The sequence below is a fragment of the Cupriavidus sp. 10L45 genome (genome assembly GCF_056395225.1).
Genome location: NZ_JBFTJC010000014.1, coordinates 12477 through 34161 on the forward strand (window position 1 = coordinate 12477; position 21685 = coordinate 34161).

At 68.4% G+C, this 21685-nt stretch carries 20 protein-coding genes; 10 read left to right on the top strand and 10 right to left on the bottom strand.

Annotation, left to right across the window (positions count from 1 at the left end; all coding sequences use genetic code 11):
* Positions 1 to 287: 287 nt before the first annotated feature.
* The 6 genes from trpE to AC1DFU_RS22655 are packed head-to-tail and all read left to right on the top strand — an operon-like array spanning position 288 to position 5753.
* Positions 288 to 1805: an anthranilate synthase component I gene (gene trpE / locus AC1DFU_RS22630; protein WP_092299031.1), complete on the top strand. Its 1518-nt coding sequence runs from the start codon at positions 288 to 290 to the stop codon at positions 1803 to 1805.
* Between the two features lie 23 nt (positions 1806 to 1828).
* Positions 1829 to 2398, top strand: a complete 570-nt coding sequence (locus AC1DFU_RS22635) for an aminodeoxychorismate/anthranilate synthase component II (protein ID WP_441593356.1) — start codon at positions 1829 to 1831, stop codon at positions 2396 to 2398.
* Positions 2399 to 2454: 56 nt separating this feature from the next.
* Positions 2455 to 3483, top strand: a complete 1029-nt coding sequence (gene trpD / locus AC1DFU_RS22640; RefSeq protein WP_092299037.1) for an anthranilate phosphoribosyltransferase — start codon at positions 2455 to 2457, stop codon at positions 3481 to 3483.
* A 6-nt stretch (positions 3484 to 3489) separates the two neighbouring features.
* Positions 3490 to 4293 carry an indole-3-glycerol phosphate synthase TrpC gene (gene trpC / locus AC1DFU_RS22645; RefSeq protein ID WP_441593359.1) on the top strand — a complete coding sequence of 268 codons (804 nt, stop codon included), beginning with the start codon at positions 3490 to 3492 and terminating at the stop codon, positions 4291 to 4293.
* 15 nt (positions 4294 to 4308) lie between these two features.
* Positions 4309 to 4962 (top strand): CYTH domain-containing protein, encoded by a 654-nt coding sequence (locus tag AC1DFU_RS22650; protein ID WP_092299043.1) that lies wholly within the window; start codon positions 4309 to 4311, stop codon positions 4960 to 4962.
* A gap of 17 nt (positions 4963 to 4979) precedes the next feature.
* Positions 4980 to 5753, top strand: a complete 774-nt coding sequence (locus tag AC1DFU_RS22655) for a uracil-DNA glycosylase (protein ID WP_441593361.1) — start codon at positions 4980 to 4982, stop codon at positions 5751 to 5753.
* 14 nt (positions 5754 to 5767) lie between these two features.
* Here the strand turns inward: AC1DFU_RS22655 and AC1DFU_RS22660 are convergent, their stop codons facing one another.
* The 6 genes from AC1DFU_RS22660 to AC1DFU_RS22685 form a co-directional block, all read right to left on the bottom strand.
* Positions 5768 to 6058: an acylphosphatase gene (locus tag AC1DFU_RS22660; protein ID WP_092299047.1), complete on the bottom strand. Its 291-nt coding sequence runs from the start codon at positions 6056 to 6058 to the stop codon at positions 5768 to 5770.
* Between the two features lie 172 nt (positions 6059 to 6230).
* A complete protein-coding gene (locus AC1DFU_RS22665; protein WP_092299049.1) occupies positions 6231 to 8588 on the bottom strand; it encodes an FUSC family protein in 2358 nt (785 codons plus the stop codon).
* 107 nt (positions 8589 to 8695) lie between these two features.
* Positions 8696 to 10519 (bottom strand): M61 family metallopeptidase, encoded by a 1824-nt coding sequence (locus tag AC1DFU_RS22670; protein ID WP_441593364.1) that lies wholly within the window; start codon positions 10517 to 10519, stop codon positions 8696 to 8698.
* Between the two features lie 76 nt (positions 10520 to 10595).
* Positions 10596 to 11597 carry an acrylyl-CoA reductase (NADPH) gene (gene acuI, locus AC1DFU_RS22675; protein WP_441593365.1) on the bottom strand — a complete coding sequence of 334 codons (1002 nt, stop codon included), beginning with the start codon at positions 11595 to 11597 and terminating at the stop codon, positions 10596 to 10598.
* Positions 11598 to 11718: 121 nt separating this feature from the next.
* Positions 11719 to 12477, bottom strand: a complete 759-nt coding sequence (locus tag AC1DFU_RS22680; protein ID WP_092299058.1) for a DsbC family protein — start codon at positions 12475 to 12477, stop codon at positions 11719 to 11721.
* Positions 12478 to 12535: 58 nt separating this feature from the next.
* Complete coding sequence (locus AC1DFU_RS22685; RefSeq protein WP_441593366.1) at positions 12536 to 13843, bottom strand: UbiH/UbiF family hydroxylase; 1308 nt, start codon at positions 13841 to 13843, stop codon at positions 12536 to 12538.
* Between the two features lie 138 nt (positions 13844 to 13981).
* Between AC1DFU_RS22685 and ychF the strand changes: the two genes are divergently transcribed.
* A complete protein-coding gene (ychF, locus tag AC1DFU_RS22690) occupies positions 13982 to 15073 on the top strand; it encodes a redox-regulated ATPase YchF (protein WP_092299064.1) in 1092 nt (363 codons plus the stop codon).
* Positions 15074 to 15153: 80 nt separating this feature from the next.
* Here ychF and AC1DFU_RS22695 read toward each other — a convergent pair whose 3' ends face one another.
* From AC1DFU_RS22695 to AC1DFU_RS22705, 3 genes are read right to left on the bottom strand one after another with little or no spacing between them, the layout of a single operon-like run.
* The gene (locus tag AC1DFU_RS22695; protein WP_092299067.1) at positions 15154 to 15654 is read right to left on the bottom strand and encodes a GDYXXLXY domain-containing protein; all 501 of its coding nucleotides are present in this window, start codon (positions 15652 to 15654) and stop codon (positions 15154 to 15156) included.
* Entirely contained in the window at positions 15651 to 16769 is a 1119-nt protein-coding gene (locus AC1DFU_RS22700) for a DUF4401 domain-containing protein (protein ID WP_441593367.1), read from the bottom strand. The genes AC1DFU_RS22695 and AC1DFU_RS22700 overlap by 4 nt, the downstream gene beginning before the upstream one ends.
* A complete protein-coding gene (locus AC1DFU_RS22705; RefSeq protein WP_441593368.1) occupies positions 16766 to 17782 on the bottom strand; it encodes a DUF2157 domain-containing protein in 1017 nt (338 codons plus the stop codon). The genes AC1DFU_RS22700 and AC1DFU_RS22705 overlap by 4 nt, the downstream gene beginning before the upstream one ends.
* A 173-nt stretch (positions 17783 to 17955) precedes the next feature.
* Here AC1DFU_RS22705 and AC1DFU_RS22710 point away from each other — a divergent pair, with 173 nt between their 5' ends.
* The gene (locus AC1DFU_RS22710) at positions 17956 to 18729 is read left to right on the top strand and encodes a 5'-methylthioadenosine/adenosylhomocysteine nucleosidase (RefSeq protein ID WP_441593369.1); all 774 of its coding nucleotides are present in this window, start codon (positions 17956 to 17958) and stop codon (positions 18727 to 18729) included.
* Between the two features lie 22 nt (positions 18730 to 18751).
* Here AC1DFU_RS22710 and AC1DFU_RS22715 read toward each other — a convergent pair whose 3' ends face one another.
* The gene (locus AC1DFU_RS22715; protein ID WP_092299079.1) at positions 18752 to 18994 is read right to left on the bottom strand and encodes a GlsB/YeaQ/YmgE family stress response membrane protein; all 243 of its coding nucleotides are present in this window, start codon (positions 18992 to 18994) and stop codon (positions 18752 to 18754) included.
* A gap of 171 nt (positions 18995 to 19165) precedes the next feature.
* Between AC1DFU_RS22715 and hemA the strand changes: the two genes are divergently transcribed.
* Positions 19166 to 20470, top strand: a complete 1305-nt coding sequence (gene hemA, locus AC1DFU_RS22720; RefSeq protein WP_092299082.1) for a glutamyl-tRNA reductase — start codon at positions 19166 to 19168, stop codon at positions 20468 to 20470.
* 123 nt (positions 20471 to 20593) lie between these two features.
* Positions 20594 to 21676 carry a peptide chain release factor 1 gene (prfA, locus tag AC1DFU_RS22725; protein WP_441593370.1) on the top strand — a complete coding sequence of 361 codons (1083 nt, stop codon included), beginning with the start codon at positions 20594 to 20596 and terminating at the stop codon, positions 21674 to 21676.
* The last annotated feature ends 9 nt before the right edge of the window (positions 21677 to 21685 follow it).

A 21685-nucleotide genomic window follows, 5' to 3' on the forward strand; every position in this document is an offset into this window, starting at 1 on the left:
CGACGAGTTCCGGTTCCGCCGGACCCGGCCCCGCCACACCAGGCCGGCCCCCGCGCCGATCCCCAGATCCCTCCGCCAGCGCCGTAGCCGCATGTGCTACGGTTAGCTCAAGAACGCGCCGCACGCCACGCCCGGCCGTGTGCGCGCTTGTGCGCCTTCGTGCAAGCCCTTCGCACCACGGTCCGCCCCCGGGGCGGGTTGCCAGCGTTGCGCCAGCCCTCCCCTGCCGACACAAGCGGTGCCGCGCCCCACATCCGATACGCGGGTGCCGCAAGAAGAGGATCGACATGACCGAACTGGAATTCAAATCGCTGGCCGACCAGGGCTACAACCGTATTCCGATCATCGCCGAGGCGCTGGCCGACCTGGAGACGCCGCTCTCGCTCTATCTGAAGCTGGCTCAGTCGCAAACGCGCGGCGTGAACACCTTCCTGCTGGAATCGGTGGTGGGCGGTGAGCGCTTCGGCCGCTATTCGTTTATCGGCCTGCATGCCCGTACGCTGCTGCGCGCCTACGGCCAGCGCGCCGAGGTGGTCACCGACGGCAAGGTCGTCGAGACCCATGAGGGCAATCCGCTCGACTTCATCGCCACGTTCGAGAGCCGCTTCAAGGTGGCCATGCGCCCCGGCCTGCCGCGCTTCTGCGGCGGCCTGGCCGGCTACTTCGGCTACGACGCGGTGCGCTATATCGAGAAAAAGCTCGCCGACAGGCAGAAGCCGGACGATCTCGACCTGCCCGACATCCAGCTGCTGCTGTGCGAGGAACTGGCGGTCATCGACAACCTGTCCGGCAAGCTGTACCTGATTGTCTACGCCGACCCGACCACCCCCGAAGCCTACCCGCGCGCCCGCCAGCGCCTGCGCGAACTGCGCATGAAGCTGCGCCAGCCGGTGGACGTGCCGGTGACCAGCCCGTCCGTGCAGTCCGAGGTCTACCGCGAATTCGCCAAGGCGGACTACATCGCCGCCGTGCACAAGGCCAAGGAATACATCATGGCCGGCGACATGATGCAGGTGCAGATCGGCCAGCGGCTGGTCAAGCCGTACCGCGACTCGCCGCTGTCGCTGTACCGCGCGCTGCGCTCGCTGAACCCGTCGCCCTATATGTATTTCTACAATTTCGGCGATTTCCAGGTGGTGGGCGCCTCGCCGGAGATCCTGGTGCGCCAGGAAACCCGCAAGATGGGCACGAACGGCGATGCCGACAGCAAGCACATCGTGACGATCCGCCCGCTGGCCGGCACGCGCCCGCGCGGCAGCACGCCCGAGCGTGACGCCCAGCTCGCCACCGAACTGCTCAACGATCCGAAGGAGATTGCCGAGCACGTGATGCTGATCGACCTGGCGCGCAACGACATCGGGCGCATTGCCGAAACCGGCACGGTCAAGGTGACCGACAAGATGGTCATCGAGAAGTACTCGCACGTGCAGCACATCGTCAGCTCGGTGGAAGGCACGCTGCGCGAGGGCATGAGCAATCTGGACGTTTTGCGTGCCACCTTCCCGGCCGGCACGCTGTCCGGCGCGCCCAAGGTGCGGGCGATGGAAATCATCGACGAACTGGAGCCCCGCAAGCGCGGCATCTATGGCGGCGCGGTGGGCTACCTGTCGTTCGGCGGCGAAATGGACCTCGCCATCGCCATCCGCACCGGCATCATCAAGGACGGCAATCTCTATGTGCAGGCTGCCGCCGGCATTGTCGCGGACTCGGACCCCGAGGCCGAATGGAGGGAAACCGAGGCGAAGGCGCGCGCCGTGATCCGCGCCGCCGAGCAAGTCCAGGACGGCCTGGACGCCGACCTCTGACCCCAGGAACTGGAGAAACGACCATGCTGCTGATGATCGACAATTACGACTCGTTTACCTACAACCTGGTGCAGTACTTCGGCGAACTCGGCGCCGATGTGCGGACCTACCGCAACGACGAGATCACCCTCGAGGAGATCGAGGCGCTCAACCCGGAGCGCATCTGCGTGTCGCCCGGCCCGTGCAGCCCGAAGGAAGCCGGCATCTCGGTGGCCGTGCTGCAACACTTCGCGGGCAAGATCCCGCTGCTGGGCGTGTGCCTCGGCCACCAGGCCATCGGCGAGGCATTTGGCGGAAAAGTGATTCGCGCCAAGCAGGTGATGCATGGCAAGGTCAGCACCATCGAAACCACCCAGGAAGGCGTGTTCGCCGGCCTGCCCCGGCACTTCGACATCACGCGCTATCATTCGCTGGCGATCGAGCGGGAGACCCTGCCCGATTGCCTGGAAGTGACCGCGTGGACGCCGGACGGCGAGATCATGGGCGTGCGCCACAAGACGCTGGCCGTGGAAGGCGTGCAGTTCCACCCGGAATCGATCCTGTCCGAACACGGCCATGCGCTGCTGGCCAACTTCCTGAAGGTGCCGCGATGAGGCGGCTCGATCCCGCAACGTTCGCCCCCGCCCCCGACCCTATTCAAGAATCCGCCATGTCCATCACGCCGCAGGAAGCGCTGACGCGCTGCATCGAACACCGCGAGATCTTCCATGACGAGATGCTGCACCTGATGCGGCAGATCATGCAGGCGCAGATCTCCCCGGTGATGGCGGCCGCCATCCTGACCGGGCTGCGCGTCAAGAAGGAAACCATCGGCGAGATCTCGGCGGCGGCGCAGGTGATGCGCGAGTTCGCCAACAAGGTGCCGGTGACGGACCGCGACAATTTCGTCGATATCGTGGGAACGGGCGGCGATGGGTCGCATACGTTCAACATCTCCACGGCGTCGATGTTCGTGGCGGCAGCCGCCGGCGCGAAGATCGCCAAGCACGGCAACCGGGGCGTGTCGTCCAAGTCGGGCAGCGCCGATGTGCTGGAGGCGCTGGGCGTGAACATCATGCTCACGCCGGAGCAGGTCGGCCAGTGCATCGAGCAGACCGGCATCGGCTTCATGTTCGCGCCGACGCACCATCCGGCCATGAAGAACGTCGCCCCGATCCGCAAGGAGATGGGCGTGCGCACCATCTTCAACATCCTCGGCCCGCTGACCAACCCGGCCGACGCCCCCAATATCCTGATGGGCGTGTTCCACCCGGACCTCGTTGGCATTCAGGTGCGCGTGATGCAGCGCCTGGGCGCCAAGCACGCCATCGTCGTGTACGGCAAGGACGGCATGGACGAGGTCTCGCTCGGCGCCGCCACGCTGGTGGGCGAACTCAAGGATGGCGAGGTGCGCGAGTATGAGATTCACCCGGAGGACTTCGGCCTGTCGATGATCTCCAACCGGGGCCTGAAGGTGGCCGATGCCGTGGAATCGAAGGAGATGCTGCTCGAAGCGCTGACCGATGTGCCGGGTACGCCGCGCGAGATCGTCACGCTGAACGCCGGCACCGCGCTCTACGCAGCCAACGTGGCCAGCTCGATCGAGGACGGCATCGAACGCGCCCGCAAGGCCATCGCCAGCGGCGCCGCCCGCGAGAAGCTCGACCAGTTCGTGCGTGCCACGCAGCAATTCAAGTAATCCGCCATGTCCGACATCCTGCAAAAAATCCTGGCCGTGAAGGCCGACGAAGTGGCCGCCGCGCGCAAGAAGCGCGACCTGCCCAGCCTGCGCGCCGAGGCCGAGGCCCTGCGCACCGAGCCCGGCCTGGCGCCGCGCGGCTTCGAGCGGTCCCTGCGCGAGAAGATCGCGACGGGCCACGCGGGCGTGATTGCCGAGGTCAAGAAGGCGTCGCCGTCCAAGGGCGTGCTGCGCGAGCATTTCGTGCCCGAGGCCATTGCCGAGAGCTACGCCAGCCACGGCGCGGCCTGCCTGTCCGTGCTGACCGATGTGAACTTCTTCCAGGGCCATGCCGATTTCCTGAAGCGCGCGCGCGGGGCCTGCCCGCTGCCGGCGCTGCGCAAGGACTTCATGGTCGACCTGTATCAGGTCTACGAGGCCCGTACCTGGGGCGCCGACTGCATCCTGCTGATCGTGGCCGCGCTGGACCCGGGCCTGATGGCCGAACTGGAAGCCTGCGCGCTGGAACTGGGCATGGACGTGCTTGTGGAAGTGCACGGCGCCGACGAACTGGACCACGCGCTGCGCCTCAAGACCCCGCTGGTCGGCGTGAACAACCGCAATCTGCGCACCTTCGAGGTCTCGCTGGACAACACGCTGGACCTGCTGCCGTCGATGCCGCCGGAGCGGCTGGTGGTCACGGAGTCCGGCATCCTCGGCCCGGCCGATGTGAAGCGGATGCGCGACGCCAACGTCAACGCGTTCCTGGTGGGCGAGGCGTTCATGCGCGCGCCGGATCCGGGCGTGGAACTGGCACGGCTGTTCGCATAACGACGGATCGCTGCCATGCCGCGTGAAATCGAACTGAAGCTGGCCGTGCCAGACGCCGCGCTGGCGGCCGTGGCCGCGTGGCTCGATGCCAACGGCGAGGCGCGCGGCGAAACCACGTTGCTCAACGTCTACCTGGACACGCCCGCGCGCGACCTCGCCCGCCAGCGTGCCGCGCTCCGACTGCGCCAAAAGGGCGACCAGAAGGGCAGCCAGTGGCTCCAGACGCTGAAGACTGCCGGCAGCAGCCAGGGCGGGATGGCCTCGCGCAACGAGTGGGAGTGCGACGTGGCCGGCGAGGCCATCGAGCTGTCCCGCTTCCCCGACGAGGCGCGCGCCGTGCTGGCGCCGCTGGCCGACCATCTGGCGCCGGTATTCCGCACCGATTTCGTCCGCCGCACATGGATCGTCATGCAGGACGGCGCGCGCATCGAAGCCGCGCTCGATACTGGCAAGATCACCGCGCCGGGGCAGGCCCAGGTCGAGACCATCCAGGAACTCGAACTCGAATGGCTGCCGGGCGATGACAACGGCGGGGCCGACGACAGCCAGCTTGCCGAAGCCGCGCTGCGTGCGTTCGCCGCGCGGCTGTCCCATGTGGCGCCGCTCACCCCGTCCGATCTGAGCAAGGCCGCGCGCGGCTATCGCCTGACGGGCGGCGAACTCTCCTGACTCTCTCCCCTCCCCGCATGCAAGCCGACTTCTTTGCTGCACCCGTGGCCGCCGAGCCTCCTGCCATCGCCCCTTTGCAAACCCAGGTCGATGCGCTGCCCGCCGCGTGGCGCACCCTGCTCGCGCCGTGCCTCGGCCATGCCGCGTGGGACGAGTTGGCGCGCTTTGTCGATGGCGAGCGCGCCGCCGGCAAGCCGGTGTTTCCGCACGCGGTCTTCCACGCGCTGCACCTGACCCCGCCCGATGCCGTCAAGGTCGTGATCCTGGGGCAGGACCCGTATCACGGCACCGGCGTGGTCGGTGGCGCGGAGATTCCGCAGGCGCACGGGCTGGCGTTCTCGGTGCCCGAGGGCGTCAAGGTGCCGCCGAGCCTTCGCAATATCTTCAAGGAAATCGGTGCCGAGTATGGCGCCGAGCCCACGCGCGCCTCCGGCAATCTGGAGGGCTGGGCGCGTCAGGGCGTGCTGCTGCTGAACACCGTGCTAACCGTGGAGCAAGGCCAGGCGGCCAGCCACGCCAAGCGCGGCTGGGAGGCGGTGACCGATTGCCTGATCCACGCGCTGGCGGCGTCGCAGCCCAATCTCGTGTTCCTGCTATGGGGCAGCCATGCGCAGGCCAAGCGGGCACTGCTCGATGGGCAGACCGCGCACACGCATTGCGTCCTGGAGGCGCCGCATCCGTCGCCGCTGTCCGCGCATCGCGGATTCCTGGGTTGCGGGCATTTCCGGCAGGCCAATGACTGGCTGGAACGGCATGGCCGGGCGCCGATTGATTGGCTGAAGGCCGACTAAGCGCTGTCTAATATTTAAGCAGTCGGCAGCCAGCGGAACCCGCTGAAGGGCCCTTCGTCGTCCGCCGGGGTCATCTCCACCTTCGACACCTGCGCGGCCGGCGGGCCCGCCGCCATCCACGTCCGCAGCGCCTCAAGCGGGTCGCGCGGCCCCTGCGCGATCACCTCGACCGTGCCATCGGTCCGGTTGCGCACCCATCCCACCAGCCCCAGCGCCACGGCGCGGTCCGCGCAGGCCGCGCGATAGCCCACGCCCTGCACGCGGCCATGGGCGATGAGATGCCAGGTTTCATGAATGGCTGTCATCGGTGATTCTCCGTTTGAGGTGCTGCGGGCGCCTGCCCTCTCCCCCAGCCCCTCTCCCGGAGGGAGAGGGGAGCAAACCATTACCCTTCAGCCGCTGCCTGTGGTCTCCCCTCGCCCGCTTGCGGGAGAGGGGCCGGGGGAGAGGGTCGGCGCATCCAGTCGCACGGTTCTTTCAATCCTTCTCCGCCATCGACCGGCCAATCGCGCCGGTGCGCAGCGCGATCTTGGCGGCGTCTTCGCGCAGCGCGCGCAGGCGGCGCTCCAGCACCGCGTTGGCGGCGCGGCCGGTCGAACTCGCGCCCGACTCGGCAGGTTGCGCGGCGGCATCGCGCTCGTCCGCGCCGATCTCGCCCGCCGCGGCGGCCTGGACCAGCACGTCCGCCTTGCGCCGATCCGCCGAATCGGCGATCCGTGCGCGGCGCTCGCTGGCTTCGTCGTCATCGGCGGCGGCCCCTGCGACCAGTTCGTGCGGCGGCAGGCCCACCCCGGCGACGGCAGTTTCCGTCGGCGTGCGGATAAAGCCAGCGCCGCGCGGCCCGTGCCGCTCCTCGCCCGCCAGCCGTTCGCTGGCCAGCGTCAGGCTGCGCGTGGCGGCTTCCGTGGCCTGCTCGATGGCCGCCTCGGCCGCCGGCACGTCCAGTTCCTCGTAGTGCTGGCGCACCTGGATGCGCGCCGCCGCCACATGCGCCGCCACCAGATAGTTCTGATTGATGAAGCGGCTCAGGTTGTCCACGGCGCGGTGCCGGCTGCGCGGTTCGTCGAGCATGCGCTGGAACGAGGCGATCAGCGCCGACAGGTTGTCCATGAACTGCTTGCGCTGTACGCGGTAGGCAAAGTCGTCCTGGGCGCGGCGCAGCAGCAGGTCGCGCGTGGCGGCGATATAACGCCGGTTGGCCTGAAGCACGTTCTCCACCAGCTTGGGAATCGCCCGGTACTCCCAGCTCGGCAGCACAAAGCTGAAGATGGACGCGATCACGCCGCCGATCACCGTATCGATCAGCCGCTCGCCCACTACGGTCTGGCTGCCCGGCATCAGCAGGTTGATCTGGATCAGCACCTGCACGCAGGCGGCGATGGCCGTGTAGCGGTACTTGATGGTGGAAAACGCCGAACTGGCCACCAGTGCCACGTAGAGCACCGCCAGCAGCGCCAGCGGCTCCGTCACCACGCGCAGCACCACCACGCTGATCAGGCAACCAATCAGCGTGCCGATCAGCCGGTCGTTGTAGCGCTGCTTGGTCAGGCTGTAATTCGGCTTCAGGATTACGACAATCGTGAGAAGAATCCAATAGCTGTGCGACGCATACGGCAGCCGGTCGCCCAGCCAGAGCCCCACCGCCACCGCCATCGTGATGCGCAGCGAGTAGCGAAACGCCGGCGAGCGCCAGCGCAGGTTGTCCAGGATCACGCCCAGCTCGTACTTCTGGCGGGTCAGGAACGGTGTCATGTCCGACCCCGGCATCACCTTGGCCGGCTCCACCGGTGTGCGGGACGCCTCGTGCAACTGGCCGACCAGCGTGATTGCACCGCGAATCATCTCAATCGTCTCCGCGACCGCCGTCATGGCCGCCGCCGACACGTGGTGATGTCGTAATTGTTCGATTTCCGTCGTCACGGCGCGCAGGTCGGGGCCGTAGTCATGGGCGCTGTACGAAGGCTTGCCGCGTGTGACGTCGTAGGCGATTTCCTCGAGATCCTTGCCCAGCCCACGTACCAGCCGCCGTATCGCGTCCAGCGCCGGCGTGCCACCGAAGGTCTGGCGCAGCAAGGGATAGTCGGTGTTGGTGGAAAGGATGTACTCGTAGAGATCGAGCATCCGCAGGTGCACGCGTACCAGCAGGCCGTCACGCTTGGTGCGGTTGCCACGCAGCACCAGATCGCGCGCCGCCTGCTGGCGCTCGGCCACCACGATCTGCTGGCGCACCAGCTGGTTGAACTGTTCCTCGTAGTCGGTGCCGGCATCGTAGAAACCTGCCTTGATCTCGAGGTAGTGAGACATTTCGTACAGCGACTCGGCCAGTATCTGCTGGCGCGTGCGCCGCTCCATGACCCAGCTGACCGCCATCGCATAGGCCATATAGGCCACCGCCCCGGCCCCGAACAGCCCGGCATGGACGAACGCCTTCTGGAGCACGAAGTCCTCGTTGACGGTGAGCGTCATGACGAACAATGCCGAAAACTGCAACGGCATGGTCTTGTTGCCATAGACCGTCATCATGCCGGCGAGGAAGGTCACCAGCACCAGCACCCACGGCAGCACGCGCGGGAACGGCGTGGCCAGCGCCACCACGGCGGTCACGGCGGTACACAGCAGCACGCTGGCCAGCATCTCGTTGAACTTGTGGTTCAGCGGGCTGGGCAGGTCCATCAGGCTGGTGCAGAGCGCGCCCATCGACACGACCATGGCGCTGGGCAGGTCCATGACCTGCATGGCCAGCAGCGTGGCGCCGATGACCCCCGTGGCCGAGCGCAGGCCACGGTAGATATAGTGAGAGAACAGAAACGTACGAGGATCGTGCGCGTATTCCATGGGGCGATGTTGGGCTGGCGGACGATGGCGACGTTGGGGCAGCGGGGGGCGATTGTCGACTGTCGACTGGCGCCCGGTGTCAGGACCCGGGCGCCGTCATCGGCCGGTTACTGCCCCAGCCAGCGCGTGCGGGCCGCATGCTTGCCGGGCTCCACGTTCACTTTGTACTGCATGGCCGGCTCGCGCGCCAGGGTGACGGGCAGCACCTGGAGTTCATCGCGCCGGAACAGGTGGAGCTGCACGGCGTCGCCGGGCCGGTAGCGCGCCAGTTGCTTGTCGAGCTGGCCGGGCGCCAGCCGCAGGCCGTCCAGCGCCACGAGCAGGTCACCCGCCGAGACGCCGGCGGCCTGTCCCGCCCCGCCGTCGAGCACCTGGCTCACGCGCACCCAGCCTTCCTCGTTGCGGGTCTTGATGCCCAGCGCCGCGCCGGCGGACGGCTTACCCGGCTCGACCTTCTCGGCCTTGATGCCGAAGGCGCGGAACAGCGGCGGCAGGTTGATCTCGCCCGTGCCCTCGGTCAGTGCCCGCAGCAGCGTGCCGAGCCACAGCCCGGTCACCTGATCGAACAGCGCGTGGACCTCGGCTTCCGTCACGCCGCGCTGGGTGGCGCCCGGCGCGTAGAAGTCGCGACCGTAGCGCTGCCAGAGCGCGCGCATGATGTCATCGAGCGATTTCCGCCCGCCGGTCTTCTCGCGGATGGTCAGGTCCAGCGCCAGCCCTACCAGCGAACCCTTGGTGTAATAGCTGACGATGGCGTTCGGCGCGTTCTCGTCCTGCCGATAGTATTTCGTCCAGGCATCGAAGGCGCTGTCGGCCACGCTCTGCTTGGTGCGGCCGTTGCCACGCAAGACGCCGTTCCAGGTCTTGGCCAGCATCTCGACGTACTGGGTGGTCGAAACCAGCCCCGTCCGGGCCAGGATCAGATCGTCGTAGTAGCTCGTAAATCCTTCGAACAGCCACAGCAGCGGCGTATAGGTTTCCTGCGCGAGCTGGTACGGCACGAACGCCGCCGGCTTGATCCGCTTGACGTTCCAGGTGTGGAAGTACTCGTGGCTGCACAGCCCCAGGAAGGTGCGATAGCCCTCGCTGGTCTCGGCGTTGCCGCGCACCGGCAGGTCGCCGCGCGCGCACATCAGCGCCGTGCTGGCGCGGTGCTCCAAGCCGCCGTAGCCGTCAGTGGTCACCATCGTCATGAAGACGTAGCGGCGATTGCTGTCCAGGAACGGCGCGCGGGCCGAGCGCGGCTCGAACAGCCGGATCTGGGCCTCGCAGATCTGTTTCAGGTCGCGGCAGACGCGTTGCAGGTCCAGGTTCGGCACCTTGCCCGTGAACACCACGTCGTGCTGGGCGCCGCAGGCACGGAAACTGGCCATGGCGAACGTGCCCATCTCCACCGGATGGTCGATCAGTTCGTCGTAGTTGGCTGCCTGATAGCGCCCAAAGCCGTAGCGGCGCGCGCCGCCGGGGCCGCGCGCCTCGGGCAGCGCCGTGGCGACGCGCCAGTCGGCATAGGCCTCGCCGGCGGGCGCATGGAGATCGACGGTGCACGGCTGGTCGTCCTGCCCCACCACGCGCAGGAACACGGAGCTGCCGTTGAAGAAGCCGTGGGTGGTGTCGAGGTGCGCGCTGCGCACCGACAGGTCCCAGGCATAGACCTCGTATTGCAGGACCAGCGGCCCGGCATCGGCAGCCACCGGTGCGGCTTGCCAGCTCTGCTTGTCGAGCTTGGTCAGTGGCACCGCCACCCCGCCCGCATCGGCCCGAATGCGGACGATGTTGCGCGCGAAGTCGCGGATCATGTAGCTGCCGGGAATCCACGCGGGCAGCGTGAAGACCTGGCCGGCGGGGTCGGGGACGTCCACCGTCACGGTCACGGCGAACAGATGGGCTTCGGGCTGAAGCGGGGCGATGGCGTAGCGGATCGGCGTCATGGTTGTGATTGTAGCGCCACGCCCCGTCTCCCTTCGAACGTGGACTTGTCTTGTGGGCGTTCCCTCGGACGTTCCCTCAGGCGTTCACATCGACCACCACGCGGCCGCGCATGCCGCCCGCCATGATCTGGCTGGCGGCGTCGATGGCCTCGCCCAGCCGGATCTCACGCGTGATGGCCTGGAGCCGGTCCGGGGCCAGATCCCGCGCCAGCCGCTTCCACGCGGTTTCGCGCAGCGACATCGGCGCCATCACGCTATCGATGCCGGCCAGCGTCACGCCGCGCAGGATGAACGGCGCCACCGAGGCCGGGAAATCCATGCCCTGCGCCAGCCCGCACGCCGTGACCACGCCGCCGTAGCGCACCTGGGCGCAGGCGTTGACCAGCGTGTGCGAGCCGACCGAATCCACCACGCCCGCCCAGCGCTCCTTCTGGAGCGGCTTGCCCGGCGCGCCCAGTTCGGCCCGGTCGATCACGTCGGCGGCGCCCAGCGCACGCAGGAAATCCGCCTCGGCGGTCTTGCCGGTGGAAGCCACCACGCGATAGCCGAGCTTCGACAGGATGGCGATGGCCACCGAGCCCACGCCGCCCGAGGCGCCCGTGACCAGCACCTCGCCATCGCCGGGCTTCACGGGCCCAAGCGCGCCGCCGCGCTCCAGCGCCAGCACCGACAGCATGGCCGTGTAGCCGGCCGTGCCGATCGCCATGGCCTGCCGCGACGTGAACGCATCGGGCAGCCGCACCAGCCAGTCGCCCTGCAGCCGCGCGCGCTGCGCCAGGCAGCCCCAGTGCGTCTCGCCCACGCCGAAGCCGTTCAGCACCACGCGGTCGCCGGTGCGCCAGCGCGGGTCGCTCGAATCGAGCACCGTGCCGGCGCCGTCGATCCCCGCCACCATCGGCCACTTGCGCACCACCGGCGCGCGGCCCGTGATTGCCAGGCCGTCCTTGAAATTGATCGTCGAATAGTCGACGGCCACCAGCACGTTGCCGTCCACCGGCAGCGCGGATTCATCGAGTTGGGTGACGGCGGCGGCCGTCTTGCCATCGGCCTGGGTCAGCAGCAAAGCCTGGAACGTCATGGTGTCTCCTCGATCTCTTTGATTTTTCAGGGAATTTGGTAACGCAGCGCAGGCGCCGGAAAGCAAAACGGCCGGACAGTGCCGGCCGCTTCAGACAGCCGGGAGGGTCCGGCGCCGCGCGTTACTTCTTGAGACTGGCGAGCTTGCGCTCCAGCGTGGCGATGTCCGCCGCGCCCGGGATGCGCGTGCCGTCGGTGAAGAACACTGCCGGCGTGCCCGAGATATTCAGGCTCTGGCCCAGCGCCAGGTTCTCGTCCACCGGCGTCTTGCAGCTACCGTTGCCGGTGATGGCCACGTGGTTCAGCATCCAGTCGCGCCACACCTTGGTACGGTCTGTTGCACACCAGACCTGCTTGGCCTTGGTCGTCGAATCGGGCGACAGCACCGGGTAGAGGAAGGTGTAGACCGTGATGTTGTCCATCTGCTGAAAGGTCTGTTCGATCTTCTTGCAGTAGCCGCAGTTCGGGTCCGAGAACACCGCCACGGTGCGGCTGCCATCGCCCTTCGTCCATTTGATGGCGCGCGCCAGCGGCAGATCGGACCACTTTATCTTGTTCAGCTCGGCCAGACGCTCCTCGGTCAGGTTGGTGTTGGTCTTGGTGTCGATGACCTCGCCATTGATGATGTAGCGCCCGGTGGGGTCGGTGTACACGATCTGGCCAGCCACGTTGACTTCATACAAACCCGGTACCGGCGCCTTGGTCACGCTCTTCACCTCGGCGCGGCCGCCCAGCATCTTCTGGATGGACGCCTTGATGCGGTCCGTGCCCGGCTCGTCCGCGGCCAGCGCGTGCAGGGCGTAGCCGCCCAGGGCCAGGCCACCGGCCAGGGCAGCAAGGGCGCCCATGCGGGCGGAACGGCGGCGGAACAGTTGCAACATGGTGACTCCAGGGTTCGGGTGCCTTGTCGGCAGAATCTTTAAATAGTGGTTGGCCGGCTCAGCCCAGCGCGCGGCCGATCAGGAAGCGCTTGAGCAGCCCCTGGCCGCCCACGGCGCGCATGCCGGCGTTGCGTATCAGCCGCGCGGGCGCGCCCGGCAGCGAAAACAGCCGGTGCAAGCCATCGGTGGCGGCAGTCAGGGAGAGCAGGTCCGTGGCGCGTGCACGCTCGTAGCGGCGCAACAGGCGCAAGTCGCCTTCCGATCGGAACGGTTCTTTGTCGGCCATCACGCGCCCAAGTTCCGTCACATCGCGTAAACCAAGATTCATGCCCTGCCCGGCCAGCGGATGGACCACATGCGCGGCATCGCCGACCAGCGCCACGTGCGGCTGGACGAACTGCTCGGCACGCTGGAGCACCAGCGGGAAGCCCTTGGCCGGCGTCAGGCAGCGCAGTGCGCCGAACCGGGCGCCGACCGCCCCGTTGGCCACCTGGGCCACGGTGGCGGCGAGGGCCTCGGGGGACAGCGCGACGAGGTCCTGCGCGTGGGCTTCATCGGCGGACCAGACCATCGACACGCGGTTGCCGGGCAGCGGCAGCATGGCGACGATCTCGCCATTGGCGAGTTCCTCGTCGGCCATGAGCTTCTCGGGCGCGCCCAGGAACCATTGCCATGCGGTTTCCTGATGCGGCAGTTCGCAGGCGAAGTTCGCCACCACGCCAAGCTGGCGGTAGCGCCGCTGGCTGGTGCCGATATGGCATTGCTGGCGCACCCAGGAGCGCGCGCCGTCGGCGCCGACCACGCAGTTGGCGCGCACGCGGGCGCCGCTGGCGAGGGTCAGGGTCACGCCGTCAACGTCACGATCGAGCCCTTCGGCCGCCTCATCGAACCATTGCACCTGGTGCTGGAAGCGTAGCGCGGTGTCCAGCACGCGCTCCACATGGCTCGACTCGATGATCCAGGCCAGTTGCGGCACGGCGGCGGCGTAAGCCGAGAAATGGAGATCGCCATGGGGCGAGGGGCTGGCCTCCGCGGCGCTGACGTCGCCGAAGACGCGCATGTCACGCACGGGCTGCACACGGGCCGGGTCGAGGGCCTCCCAGACGCGCAGCCGCTCCAGCAACTGCTGCGAGCTGGACGAGAACGCGTAGATGCGGCTGTCCCAGTCGTCCTCCCCGGTGCGCGCGGTCTCGCCCACGGGGCGCGGCGCGACGAGGGCCACCTGCATGCCCTGCTGGGCCAGCAGCAGTGCGCAGGCCTTGCCGACGATACCGCCGCCGACCACGGCAATCTGAAAGCGGGAGGATGGAGTCGAGGGCATGGAATGGGAGGCGGCGCGACGCGCCGGTGCGGCTGATCCGGTCATGCCTCGATTATAGCGACGTGACGTGCGCGCCATCGGAGACATCTCACAAGCCGTGGCGGGCCGCCCGCCGAGGGATAAAGGCTGGCCAAGGGTGGCCATCCGCTAGAATACAGCCTTTGCTATTTCCAGCCAGACACCATGAGCCTCAAATGCGGCATCGTCGGCCTGCCCAACGTCGGCAAGTCCACGCTGTTCAATGCCCTGACCAAGGCCGGCATCGCCGCCGAAAACTATCCGTTCTGCACCATCGAACCCAATGTGGGCGTCGTGGAAGTGCCGGATCCGAGGCTTACGAAGCTGGCTGACATCGTCAAGCCAGAGCGCATCCTGCCGGCGACGGTGGAATTCGTCGATATCGCCGGCCTGGTGGCGGGCGCGTCCAAGGGCGAAGGCCTGGGCAACCAGTTCCTGGCCAATATCCGCGAAACCGACGCCATCACGCACGTCGTGCGCTGCTTCGAGGATCCGAACGTGATCCACGTGGCGGGCAAGGTCGATCCGCTGTCGGACATCGAAGTCATCAACACCGAACTGGCGCTGGCCGACCTGGCCACGGTGGAAAAGGCCCACGCGCGCTATATCAAGCCCGCCCGCGCCGGTGACAAGGAAGCGCTGCGCCTCGTGGCAGTGCTGGAGAAGGCACAAACCGTGCTCGATCAGGCCAAGGCCGTGCGCACGCTGGACCTGTCGCCCGAGGAATGGGAAGCCATCCGCCCGTTCTGCCTGATCACCGCCAAGCCGACGATGTACGTGGCCAACGTGCGCGAAGACGGCTTTGAGAACAATCCGCACCTCGACGCAGTGCGCGAGCACGCCAAGCTGACCAATTCGCCGGTCGTGGCCGTCTGCGCAGCCATCGAAGCCGAGATTGCCGACCTGGAAGACGCCGACAAGGCCGAATTCCTTGCCGACCTGGGCATGGAAGAACCCGGCCTGGACCGCGTAATCCGCGCCGGCTTCACGCTGCTGGGCCTGCAGACTTACTTCACGGCAGGCGTGAAGGAAGTCCGCGCCTGGACGATCCACGTGGGCGACACCGCCCCCAAGGCCGCCGGCGTGATCCACACCGACTTCGAACGCGGCTTCATCCGCGCGCAAACCATCGCCTACGATGACTTCATCCAGTTCAAGGGCGAACAGGGCGCGAAGGAAGCCGGCAAGATGCGCGCCGAAGGCAAGGAATATGTGGTGAAGGACGGGGACGTGATGAACTTCCTGTTCAACGTCTGAGGCAGGCGTAACAAACCCGAGAAAACCCGGCAGATGCCGGGTTTTTTGCTTTAGGGCGCAGCGCGAGCCCTCGCTCGCGGCTACAACGGCTTCAACTGTTCATCCCGCATGCCCACCAGCAGCGCCTGACCGCTGCTATCCAGCCGGAATTCGCCGTAGCGGGCCTTGGCGAACCGCTCCGCCTGTCCTTCCTGAAAGAACCACGCGTCGGTGGAGACCTGCACGATCGGGCCGCCCCAGCGCGAGGGGACGTTCTGGACGCGCAGGCGCCGCTCGCCCTCGGCCAGCGGCTGGCCGTTCTGCAGCCGGACCAGTTGCCCGACCCCGGCGGCGTCGCGGCGGATCACCACTTCGGTCTCCCGCTCGCGCGGGGACTGGGCGCGGGCCTGGGCGGCGGCGATTTCCAGCCCGAGGGCGAAATTCAGCGCCATGTAGTCGCCCTGCATGAGGGACCTCGGGTCCACGGGTGCCAGCCGAAGGTAGACGACCTCCCCATGCGACAGCACCCGTTCCTTGCCGACGATGACCGCCCCGGCCACGCCGATCACCAGCAGCCATGCCACCACGATCCATCGTTTCATGGTCGCGCCTCCATCCGTCGCATCACGATCCGAACCGCCAGCAGCAGCACGCCGGCCGCCACCAGCGTGGCGGACTTGGCCAGCAGCGTCCACTGGAGCGAGCCGTAGTACCAGACAAAGCCCGCGATGACCGCCGCGATGCCGAGCCCGAGCCATGCCAGCGACCCGCGCCGCAGGGCCAGCGCCAGTGCCAGCACGCCGGCACCGACTGCCGGCGCCATCACCATCAGCGTGGCGAAGGCCAGCGTCACACCCAGCACCGCCGCACCGATGCGCGGCTCGACATGCAGGCGCCGGCATTCGAACAACGCGAACATCAGCAGCACCGCCTCGATCAGCGCCCCGGCCAGCCACGGCGCGAGCAGGCGCGGTGCGCCACGTTCATCGAAAACCCCAGCCAGCGGATGGTTTGCCCCGGTGACCAGCAGCGCCGCCGCCAGCGCGAAGACCAGCGTGGCGTCCGCGCCGGGCTCCCATCGCCCATGGTCGCCGCGCGCCGCCAGCCAATGCTCTTTCAGCACGAAGACGGTGACCACCGCGCAGGCCAGCGGCATCAGCCATCCGAGCGACCACGGCAGCACGACCCAGCCGTAGTGCCGGGCGCCGGCCAGCGCGATATTCAGCGCGAACGCCAGCGCCGTCCACGCGCCGAGCGCCACCACGAAACGATGGAGCCGGTTCGGCACGATGGCGTACAGCGCCACCTCGAACACGGCCACCGCGAGCCAGAACGCCGCGCGGTCCACCAGCCACTCGCCGCCGAGCATCTGGGCCGTGCCGAAGATCGCCATGCCCTGCCCGCCCAGGCTCAGGGCCAACGCGAACTGGCCGAGCGCGATGCGCCCGCTGCCCTCGCCGGCCATCCGGTACAGCAGCACGGCCCCGCCCAGCATCAGCAGCCCGGTCACCAGCATGGCCGGGCCGTTGCCGCTCGTTGCCGCGAACACCGAGCCGAGCAGGAATACCTGGAAGAACAGCGCGCCGAGCCAGCCCGCCGCGCCCATCAGCAGGCGAATGGGCCACGGCGTGCGCTGCGTGGCCACGTACTCTCCCTCGACCACGCCCTGTGCTGTGAGGTCGTCCCAGAGCTTTCGCTCCACCGCTTGCGCGCTCATGCCGGCCTCCCGCTGGCGTCACGCCATGCCCGCAGCAACCATGCCGCCGCCGCAGCAGCCAGCCCTACCGTGACCAGCCCGAGCAGCAGGAAGATGCCGAAGTCGCCATGGCCCTCGGCGAGCAGGCGCCCCAGCGCCGACACCACCAGCCCGATGCCGGCGAGACACGCGAGGCTCAGCACGACGATGTCGAACGACGCGCGCCGCCGGAACCAGGCGCCGAGCCCGGCCAGCGCCACCGCGCCGGCCACTAGCCCCACCGCCTCCACGCGATGGACCAGCACGCTCGTCAGGCCCAGCCAGGCCGCATATCCACAGGCGAGCACGGCGATCAGGCGCGGGCCGGCATCGCCCCGAAAACCCCAGCGGGCCGCGCGGGCCGCCAGCACGTACCAGATCACCAGTTGGATGCAACACGCCAGCAGCAGGAACAGCGTGGTCTCGCGCGCATGGCGCCCCGAAAACAGCAGGTCGAACATGCTGCCCACGCCCAGCCGCACACTGCCATAACGGAGCAGCGCCACGTTGCCGACCACGATCACCAGCCACCAGTGCGGCGCCGCCCGCGCGGCCAGCGCCCATGGCACGGCCAGCAGCGTCCACAGGGCGAACAGTTGCCAGGCATCGGCGCCGGTCTGGTAAGTCTGGCCGATCACGGCCATCCAGACCCCCGACACCACCTGCGCGCCGGCCAGCGCGGCCTGCCCGATGCCGTCCCCGGCCGGCCGCCATGCCGCCAGCGCCGCAAGCCCGGTCAGCAGGCCCGCCAGCAGCCCGAACTTGGCGAACTTGTGCAGCGCCTCCCAGTTGAACGCGAAGAAGACGATGACGCCGGCGCAGAGCAGCGCGGTGCCGAGCGCCAGCAGCGCCCGCTCGAGCCAGCGGTGCCAGTCGGCCCGCGCCGGCAAGGTGCGGGCCCACGCGGGCGCAAGGCTTTCCGCGCCAAGGCGATCCTGGGCGCGCCAGTCGGCCAGCGCCTGCTGGGCCATGCGTCGATCTGAAAGGGGTTCCAACGGAATTCTCCCGGGCTGGAATGCGATGGAAAACGATGGAATGCGAACGCAAGCGCACTGTAGCAAAGCGGCCTGCCCGTGCCTATGAGAGGGTTCTGAAAACGCGGCGCCCCGCTTTCGCCGCGCTCCCGGCGCCGGTATGCTGGCGCCTTTCTCATCCAATCCGGGCAGCCATGACCCTCGGCATCCTTGCCGCGCTCCACGACGAAGTCGATGGACTGATCGCCGCCATGCGGCACGAAGACGCGCGCGCCACCGTGCGCACCATCGGCATGCGGGACTACTACGCCGGCACGCTCCACGGGCAGTCCGTGGTGCTGGTGCTCGCGCGCGTGGGCAAGGTGGCGGCGGCGGCCACCACGGTCACGTTGATCCGCGAGTTCGGCGTCGACGAGATCGTGTTCACGGGGCTGGCGGGCGGCGTGGGGCCCGAGGTGCGCGTGGGCGATATCGTCGTGGCGGACCGCACCCTCCAGCACGACCTGGACGCCCGCCCGCTGTTCCCGCGCCACGAGGTGCCGCTGCTGGCGCGCGCCGAGTTTCCGGCCGATGCCGAACTGACGGCGGCGCTGCGCGCGGCGGCTGCCGATTTCCTGCGCCACGACCTCGCCACCGAAGTGCCGGACGGCGTGCTGGCCCGCTTCGGCGTGGCCGCGCCGCGCCTGCACGTGGGCATGGTGGCCAGCGGCGACCAGTTCATCAACGCCCCGGCGGCCGTGGCTGACTTGCGGGAGCGCCTGCCGGGCGTGCAGGCAGTGGAGATGGAAGGCGCGGCGCTGGCCCAGATCTGCTACGAGTACGGCGTGCCCTATGCAGTCATGCGTACCGTATCGGACCGGGCCGACGATGTCGCGCATGTGGACTTTTCGGCATTTTTGCGCGACGTGGCGAGCCACTATTCGAGCGCGATCCTGCGGCGCTTCCTGTCCGCGCGGGGTCAAGCCTAGGCAGCCGGCGGGGCGGACAGCCCTACCGTCGCGGGCGCGCCACACCCCAGACGCCGACCAGCAGCGCCGCGCCGACGATCGCGGCGGTCCAGCCCGAGAGCTGGCCGTCGGTAAACAAGTGGGCCGCGCGCCCGCCGTAGAAGGCGCCCAGCGCGCCGAGCACACCCAGCACCAGCGCGGCCGGCAGGCTCACGACTCGCCCGGCCGGGTGCATCTGGCGTCCCGCCAGGCCCACGATCGCCCCCACCACCACCAAGCCGAGCATCGGCACCCCCTATTTGATCCGGATTCGGCCAGCACCGCGTGACCGCGCCGTAACAATACTGGCGTTTTGGCGCACTTGGAACAAAACGCCCCCTCGCCCTGCAAAATCGCGGCCCGGCGGTATAATGGCCATCGCTTCCGGCTACGATCCGGATGGCAACGAACCCCACAAATGCAACTGCTCGCGATCGGCATCAATCACACTACGGCACCCGTCTCGCTCCGCGAGCGTGTGGCGTTTCCGCTTGAGCAGATCAAACCGGCCCTGGGCGCCCTGCGCACCCACCTGGCCGGCCGCAGCGGCACCGAGGCCGCCATCCTCTCCACCTGCAACCGTACCGAGATCTACTGCGCCACCGATGTGCTGCAGCCCGGTGCGGACGGCTTCGAGCACACGCTGCGCTGGCTGGCCCAGCACCACAACGTGCCGGCCGGCGAACTGGCCCCCCATCTGTATGCCCTGCCCCAGTCCGAAGCCGTGCGTCACGCGTTCCGCGTGGCCAGCGGACTCGACTCGATGGTGCTCGGCGAAACGCAGATCCTGGGCCAGCTCAAGGACGCGGTGCGCACCGCTGGCGAGGCCGGCGCGCTTGGCACCTACCTGAACCAGCTGTTCCAGCGCACCTTCGCCGTGGCGAAGGAAGTGCGCGGCCAGACCGAGATCGGCGCCCATTCGGTGTCGATGGCTGCCGCCGCCGTGCGGCTGGCGCAGCGGATTTTCGAAAGTGTTTCGACCCAGCGCGTGCTGTTCATCGGCGCGGGCGAGATGATCGAGCTGTGCGCCACGCACTTCGCCGCGCAGATGCCGCGCCAGATCGTGGTGGCCAACCGCACCGTCGAGCGTGGCGAGCGGCTGGCCGAGCAACTGGCCGAACAGGGCCTGACCACGCAGGCCATCCGCCTGCAGGATCTGGGCGAGCGGCTGCATGAGTTCGACATCGTGGTGTCCTGCACCGCGAGTTCGCTGCCGATCATCGGCCTGGGCGCCGTGGAGCGCGCGGTCAAGCGCCGCAAGCATCGCCCGATCATGATGGTCGACCTGGCCGTGCCGCGCGACGTGGAACCCGAGGTAGCGCGCCTGAACGACGTGTTCCTGTACACCGTGGATGACCTCGGCGCCGTGGTGCGCGAGGGCAGCGCGCTGCGCCAGGCCGCCGTGGCGCAGGCCGAGGCGATCATCGAAAGCCGCGTGCAGAACTTCATGCACTGGCTGGAGACGCGCAGCGTGGTGCCCGTGATCCGCGAGATCCAGTCCAACGGCGAGGCCATGCGCCAGGCCGAACTCGAACGCGCGCGCCGCATGCTGGCGCGTGGCGACGACCCCGAAGCCGTGCTGGAAGCCCTCTCCGGCGCGCTGACCCGCAAGTTCCTGCACGGCCCCACCCACGCGCTGAACCACACCCAGGGCGAAGACCGCGAGGCGCTGCTGCGCCTGGTACCGGGCCTGTTCCGCCACAGCAGCCACTCCGAGCGCTAGCCGCGCTCGTCCCCGGCCGGCCGCGCCGGCCCGCTGGCGTCCCTGCCAGCGCCCCTCGGTTCGCCCTCCACGGCGCCGCGCAGACCTCCCGCCCATCGCGCCCCAGTTTCCTTTCGGATGCCCATGAAAGCCAGCATGCTCAACAAGCTCGACCAATTGGCCGAGCGACTCGATGAAGTCAACGCCCTGCTTGCCCGCGAGGACGCCACGGCCAACATCGACCAGTACCGCAAGCTCTCGCGGGAGCATGCCGAGCTGTCGCCGGTGGCCGAGCAATACGGCCAGTACCGGCAGGCGCAGGAGGATCTGGCCACGGCGCAGGCGTTGCTGGACGACCCCGAGATGAAGGAGTTCGCCGCCGACGAGATCGGCGCGGCGCGCCAGCGGCTGGAAGACCTCGCCGCCAGCCTTCAGACCCTGCTGCTGCCGAAGGATCCCAACGACGACCGCAACCTGCTGCTGGAAATCCGCGCCGGCGCCGGCGGCGAGGAAAGCGCGCTGTTCGCCGCCGACCTGCTCCGCATGTACACGCGCTATGCGGAACGGCAGCGCTGGCAGGTGGAGGTGATGAGCGAGTCCGAGTCGGACCTGGGCGGCTACAAGGAAGTGATCGTGCGGATTGCCGGCGACGCGGCGTTCTCGAAGCTGAAGTTCGAGTCGGGCGGGCACCGCGTGCAACGCGTGCCGGCCACCGAGGCGCAGGGCCGCATCCACACCTCGGCCTGCACCGTGGCGGTAATGCCGGAGGCGGACGAGGTGGGCGAGGTGGAGATCAACCCGTCCGACCTGCGCGTCGATACCTTCCGCGCGTCCGGCGCGGGCGGCCAGCACGTGAACAAGACCGATTCGGCGGTGCGGCTGACCCACCTGCCCACCGGCATCGTGGTGGAGTGCCAGGACGACCGCAGCCAGCATCGCAACAAGGACAAGGCGATGAAGGTGCTGGCGGCGCGCATCAAGGACATGCAGCTGCGCGCGGCGCAGGCCAAGGAAGCCAGCACGCGGCGCAACCTGATCGGCACGGGCGACCGCAGCGACCGCATCCGCACCTACAACTTCCCGCAGGGCCGCGTGACCGACCACCGCATCAACCTCACGCTCTACAAGATCGACATGATCATGGACGGCGACCTGGACGAATTGCTCGCCTCGCTCTCCGCCGAACACCAGGCCGACCAGCTTGCGGCGCTGGGCGACGAGGGCTGATTTTCATCG

Excerpts from the sequence above, each read along its gene's own strand:
- trpE (WP_092299031.1), top strand. The coding sequence starts at position 288 with ATGACCGAACTGGAATTCAAATCGCTGGCCGACCAGGGCTACAACCGT.
- AC1DFU_RS22635 (WP_441593356.1), top strand. The coding sequence starts at position 1,829 with ATGCTGCTGATGATCGACAATTACGACTCGTTTACCTACAACCTGGTG.
- trpD (WP_092299037.1), top strand. The coding sequence starts at position 2,455 with ATGTCCATCACGCCGCAGGAAGCGCTGACGCGCTGCATCGAACACCGC.
- trpC (WP_441593359.1), top strand. The coding sequence starts at position 3,490 with ATGTCCGACATCCTGCAAAAAATCCTGGCCGTGAAGGCCGACGAAGTG.
- AC1DFU_RS22650 (WP_092299043.1), top strand. The coding sequence starts at position 4,309 with ATGCCGCGTGAAATCGAACTGAAGCTGGCCGTGCCAGACGCCGCGCTG.
- AC1DFU_RS22655 (WP_441593361.1), top strand. The coding sequence starts at position 4,980 with ATGCAAGCCGACTTCTTTGCTGCACCCGTGGCCGCCGAGCCTCCTGCC.
- AC1DFU_RS22660 (WP_092299047.1), bottom strand. The coding sequence starts at position 6,058 with ATGACAGCCATTCATGAAACCTGGCATCTCATCGCCCATGGCCGCGTG.
- AC1DFU_RS22665 (WP_092299049.1), bottom strand. The coding sequence starts at position 8,588 with ATGGAATACGCGCACGATCCTCGTACGTTTCTGTTCTCTCACTATATC.
- AC1DFU_RS22670 (WP_441593364.1), bottom strand. The coding sequence starts at position 10,519 with ATGACGCCGATCCGCTACGCCATCGCCCCGCTTCAGCCCGAAGCCCAT.
- acuI (WP_441593365.1), bottom strand. The coding sequence starts at position 11,597 with ATGACGTTCCAGGCTTTGCTGCTGACCCAGGCCGATGGCAAGACGGCC.
- AC1DFU_RS22680 (WP_092299058.1), bottom strand. The coding sequence starts at position 12,477 with ATGTTGCAACTGTTCCGCCGCCGTTCCGCCCGCATGGGCGCCCTTGCT.
- AC1DFU_RS22685 (WP_441593366.1), bottom strand. The coding sequence starts at position 13,843 with ATGACCGGATCAGCCGCACCGGCGCGTCGCGCCGCCTCCCATTCCATG.
- ychF (WP_092299064.1), top strand. The coding sequence starts at position 13,982 with ATGAGCCTCAAATGCGGCATCGTCGGCCTGCCCAACGTCGGCAAGTCC.
- AC1DFU_RS22695 (WP_092299067.1), bottom strand. The coding sequence starts at position 15,654 with ATGAAACGATGGATCGTGGTGGCATGGCTGCTGGTGATCGGCGTGGCC.
- AC1DFU_RS22700 (WP_441593367.1), bottom strand. The coding sequence starts at position 16,769 with ATGAGCGCGCAAGCGGTGGAGCGAAAGCTCTGGGACGACCTCACAGCA.
- AC1DFU_RS22710 (WP_441593369.1), top strand. The coding sequence starts at position 17,956 with ATGACCCTCGGCATCCTTGCCGCGCTCCACGACGAAGTCGATGGACTG.
- AC1DFU_RS22715 (WP_092299079.1), bottom strand. The coding sequence starts at position 18,994 with ATGCTCGGCTTGGTGGTGGTGGGGGCGATCGTGGGCCTGGCGGGACGC.
- hemA (WP_092299082.1), top strand. The coding sequence starts at position 19,166 with ATGCAACTGCTCGCGATCGGCATCAATCACACTACGGCACCCGTCTCG.
- prfA (WP_441593370.1), top strand. The coding sequence starts at position 20,594 with ATGAAAGCCAGCATGCTCAACAAGCTCGACCAATTGGCCGAGCGACTC.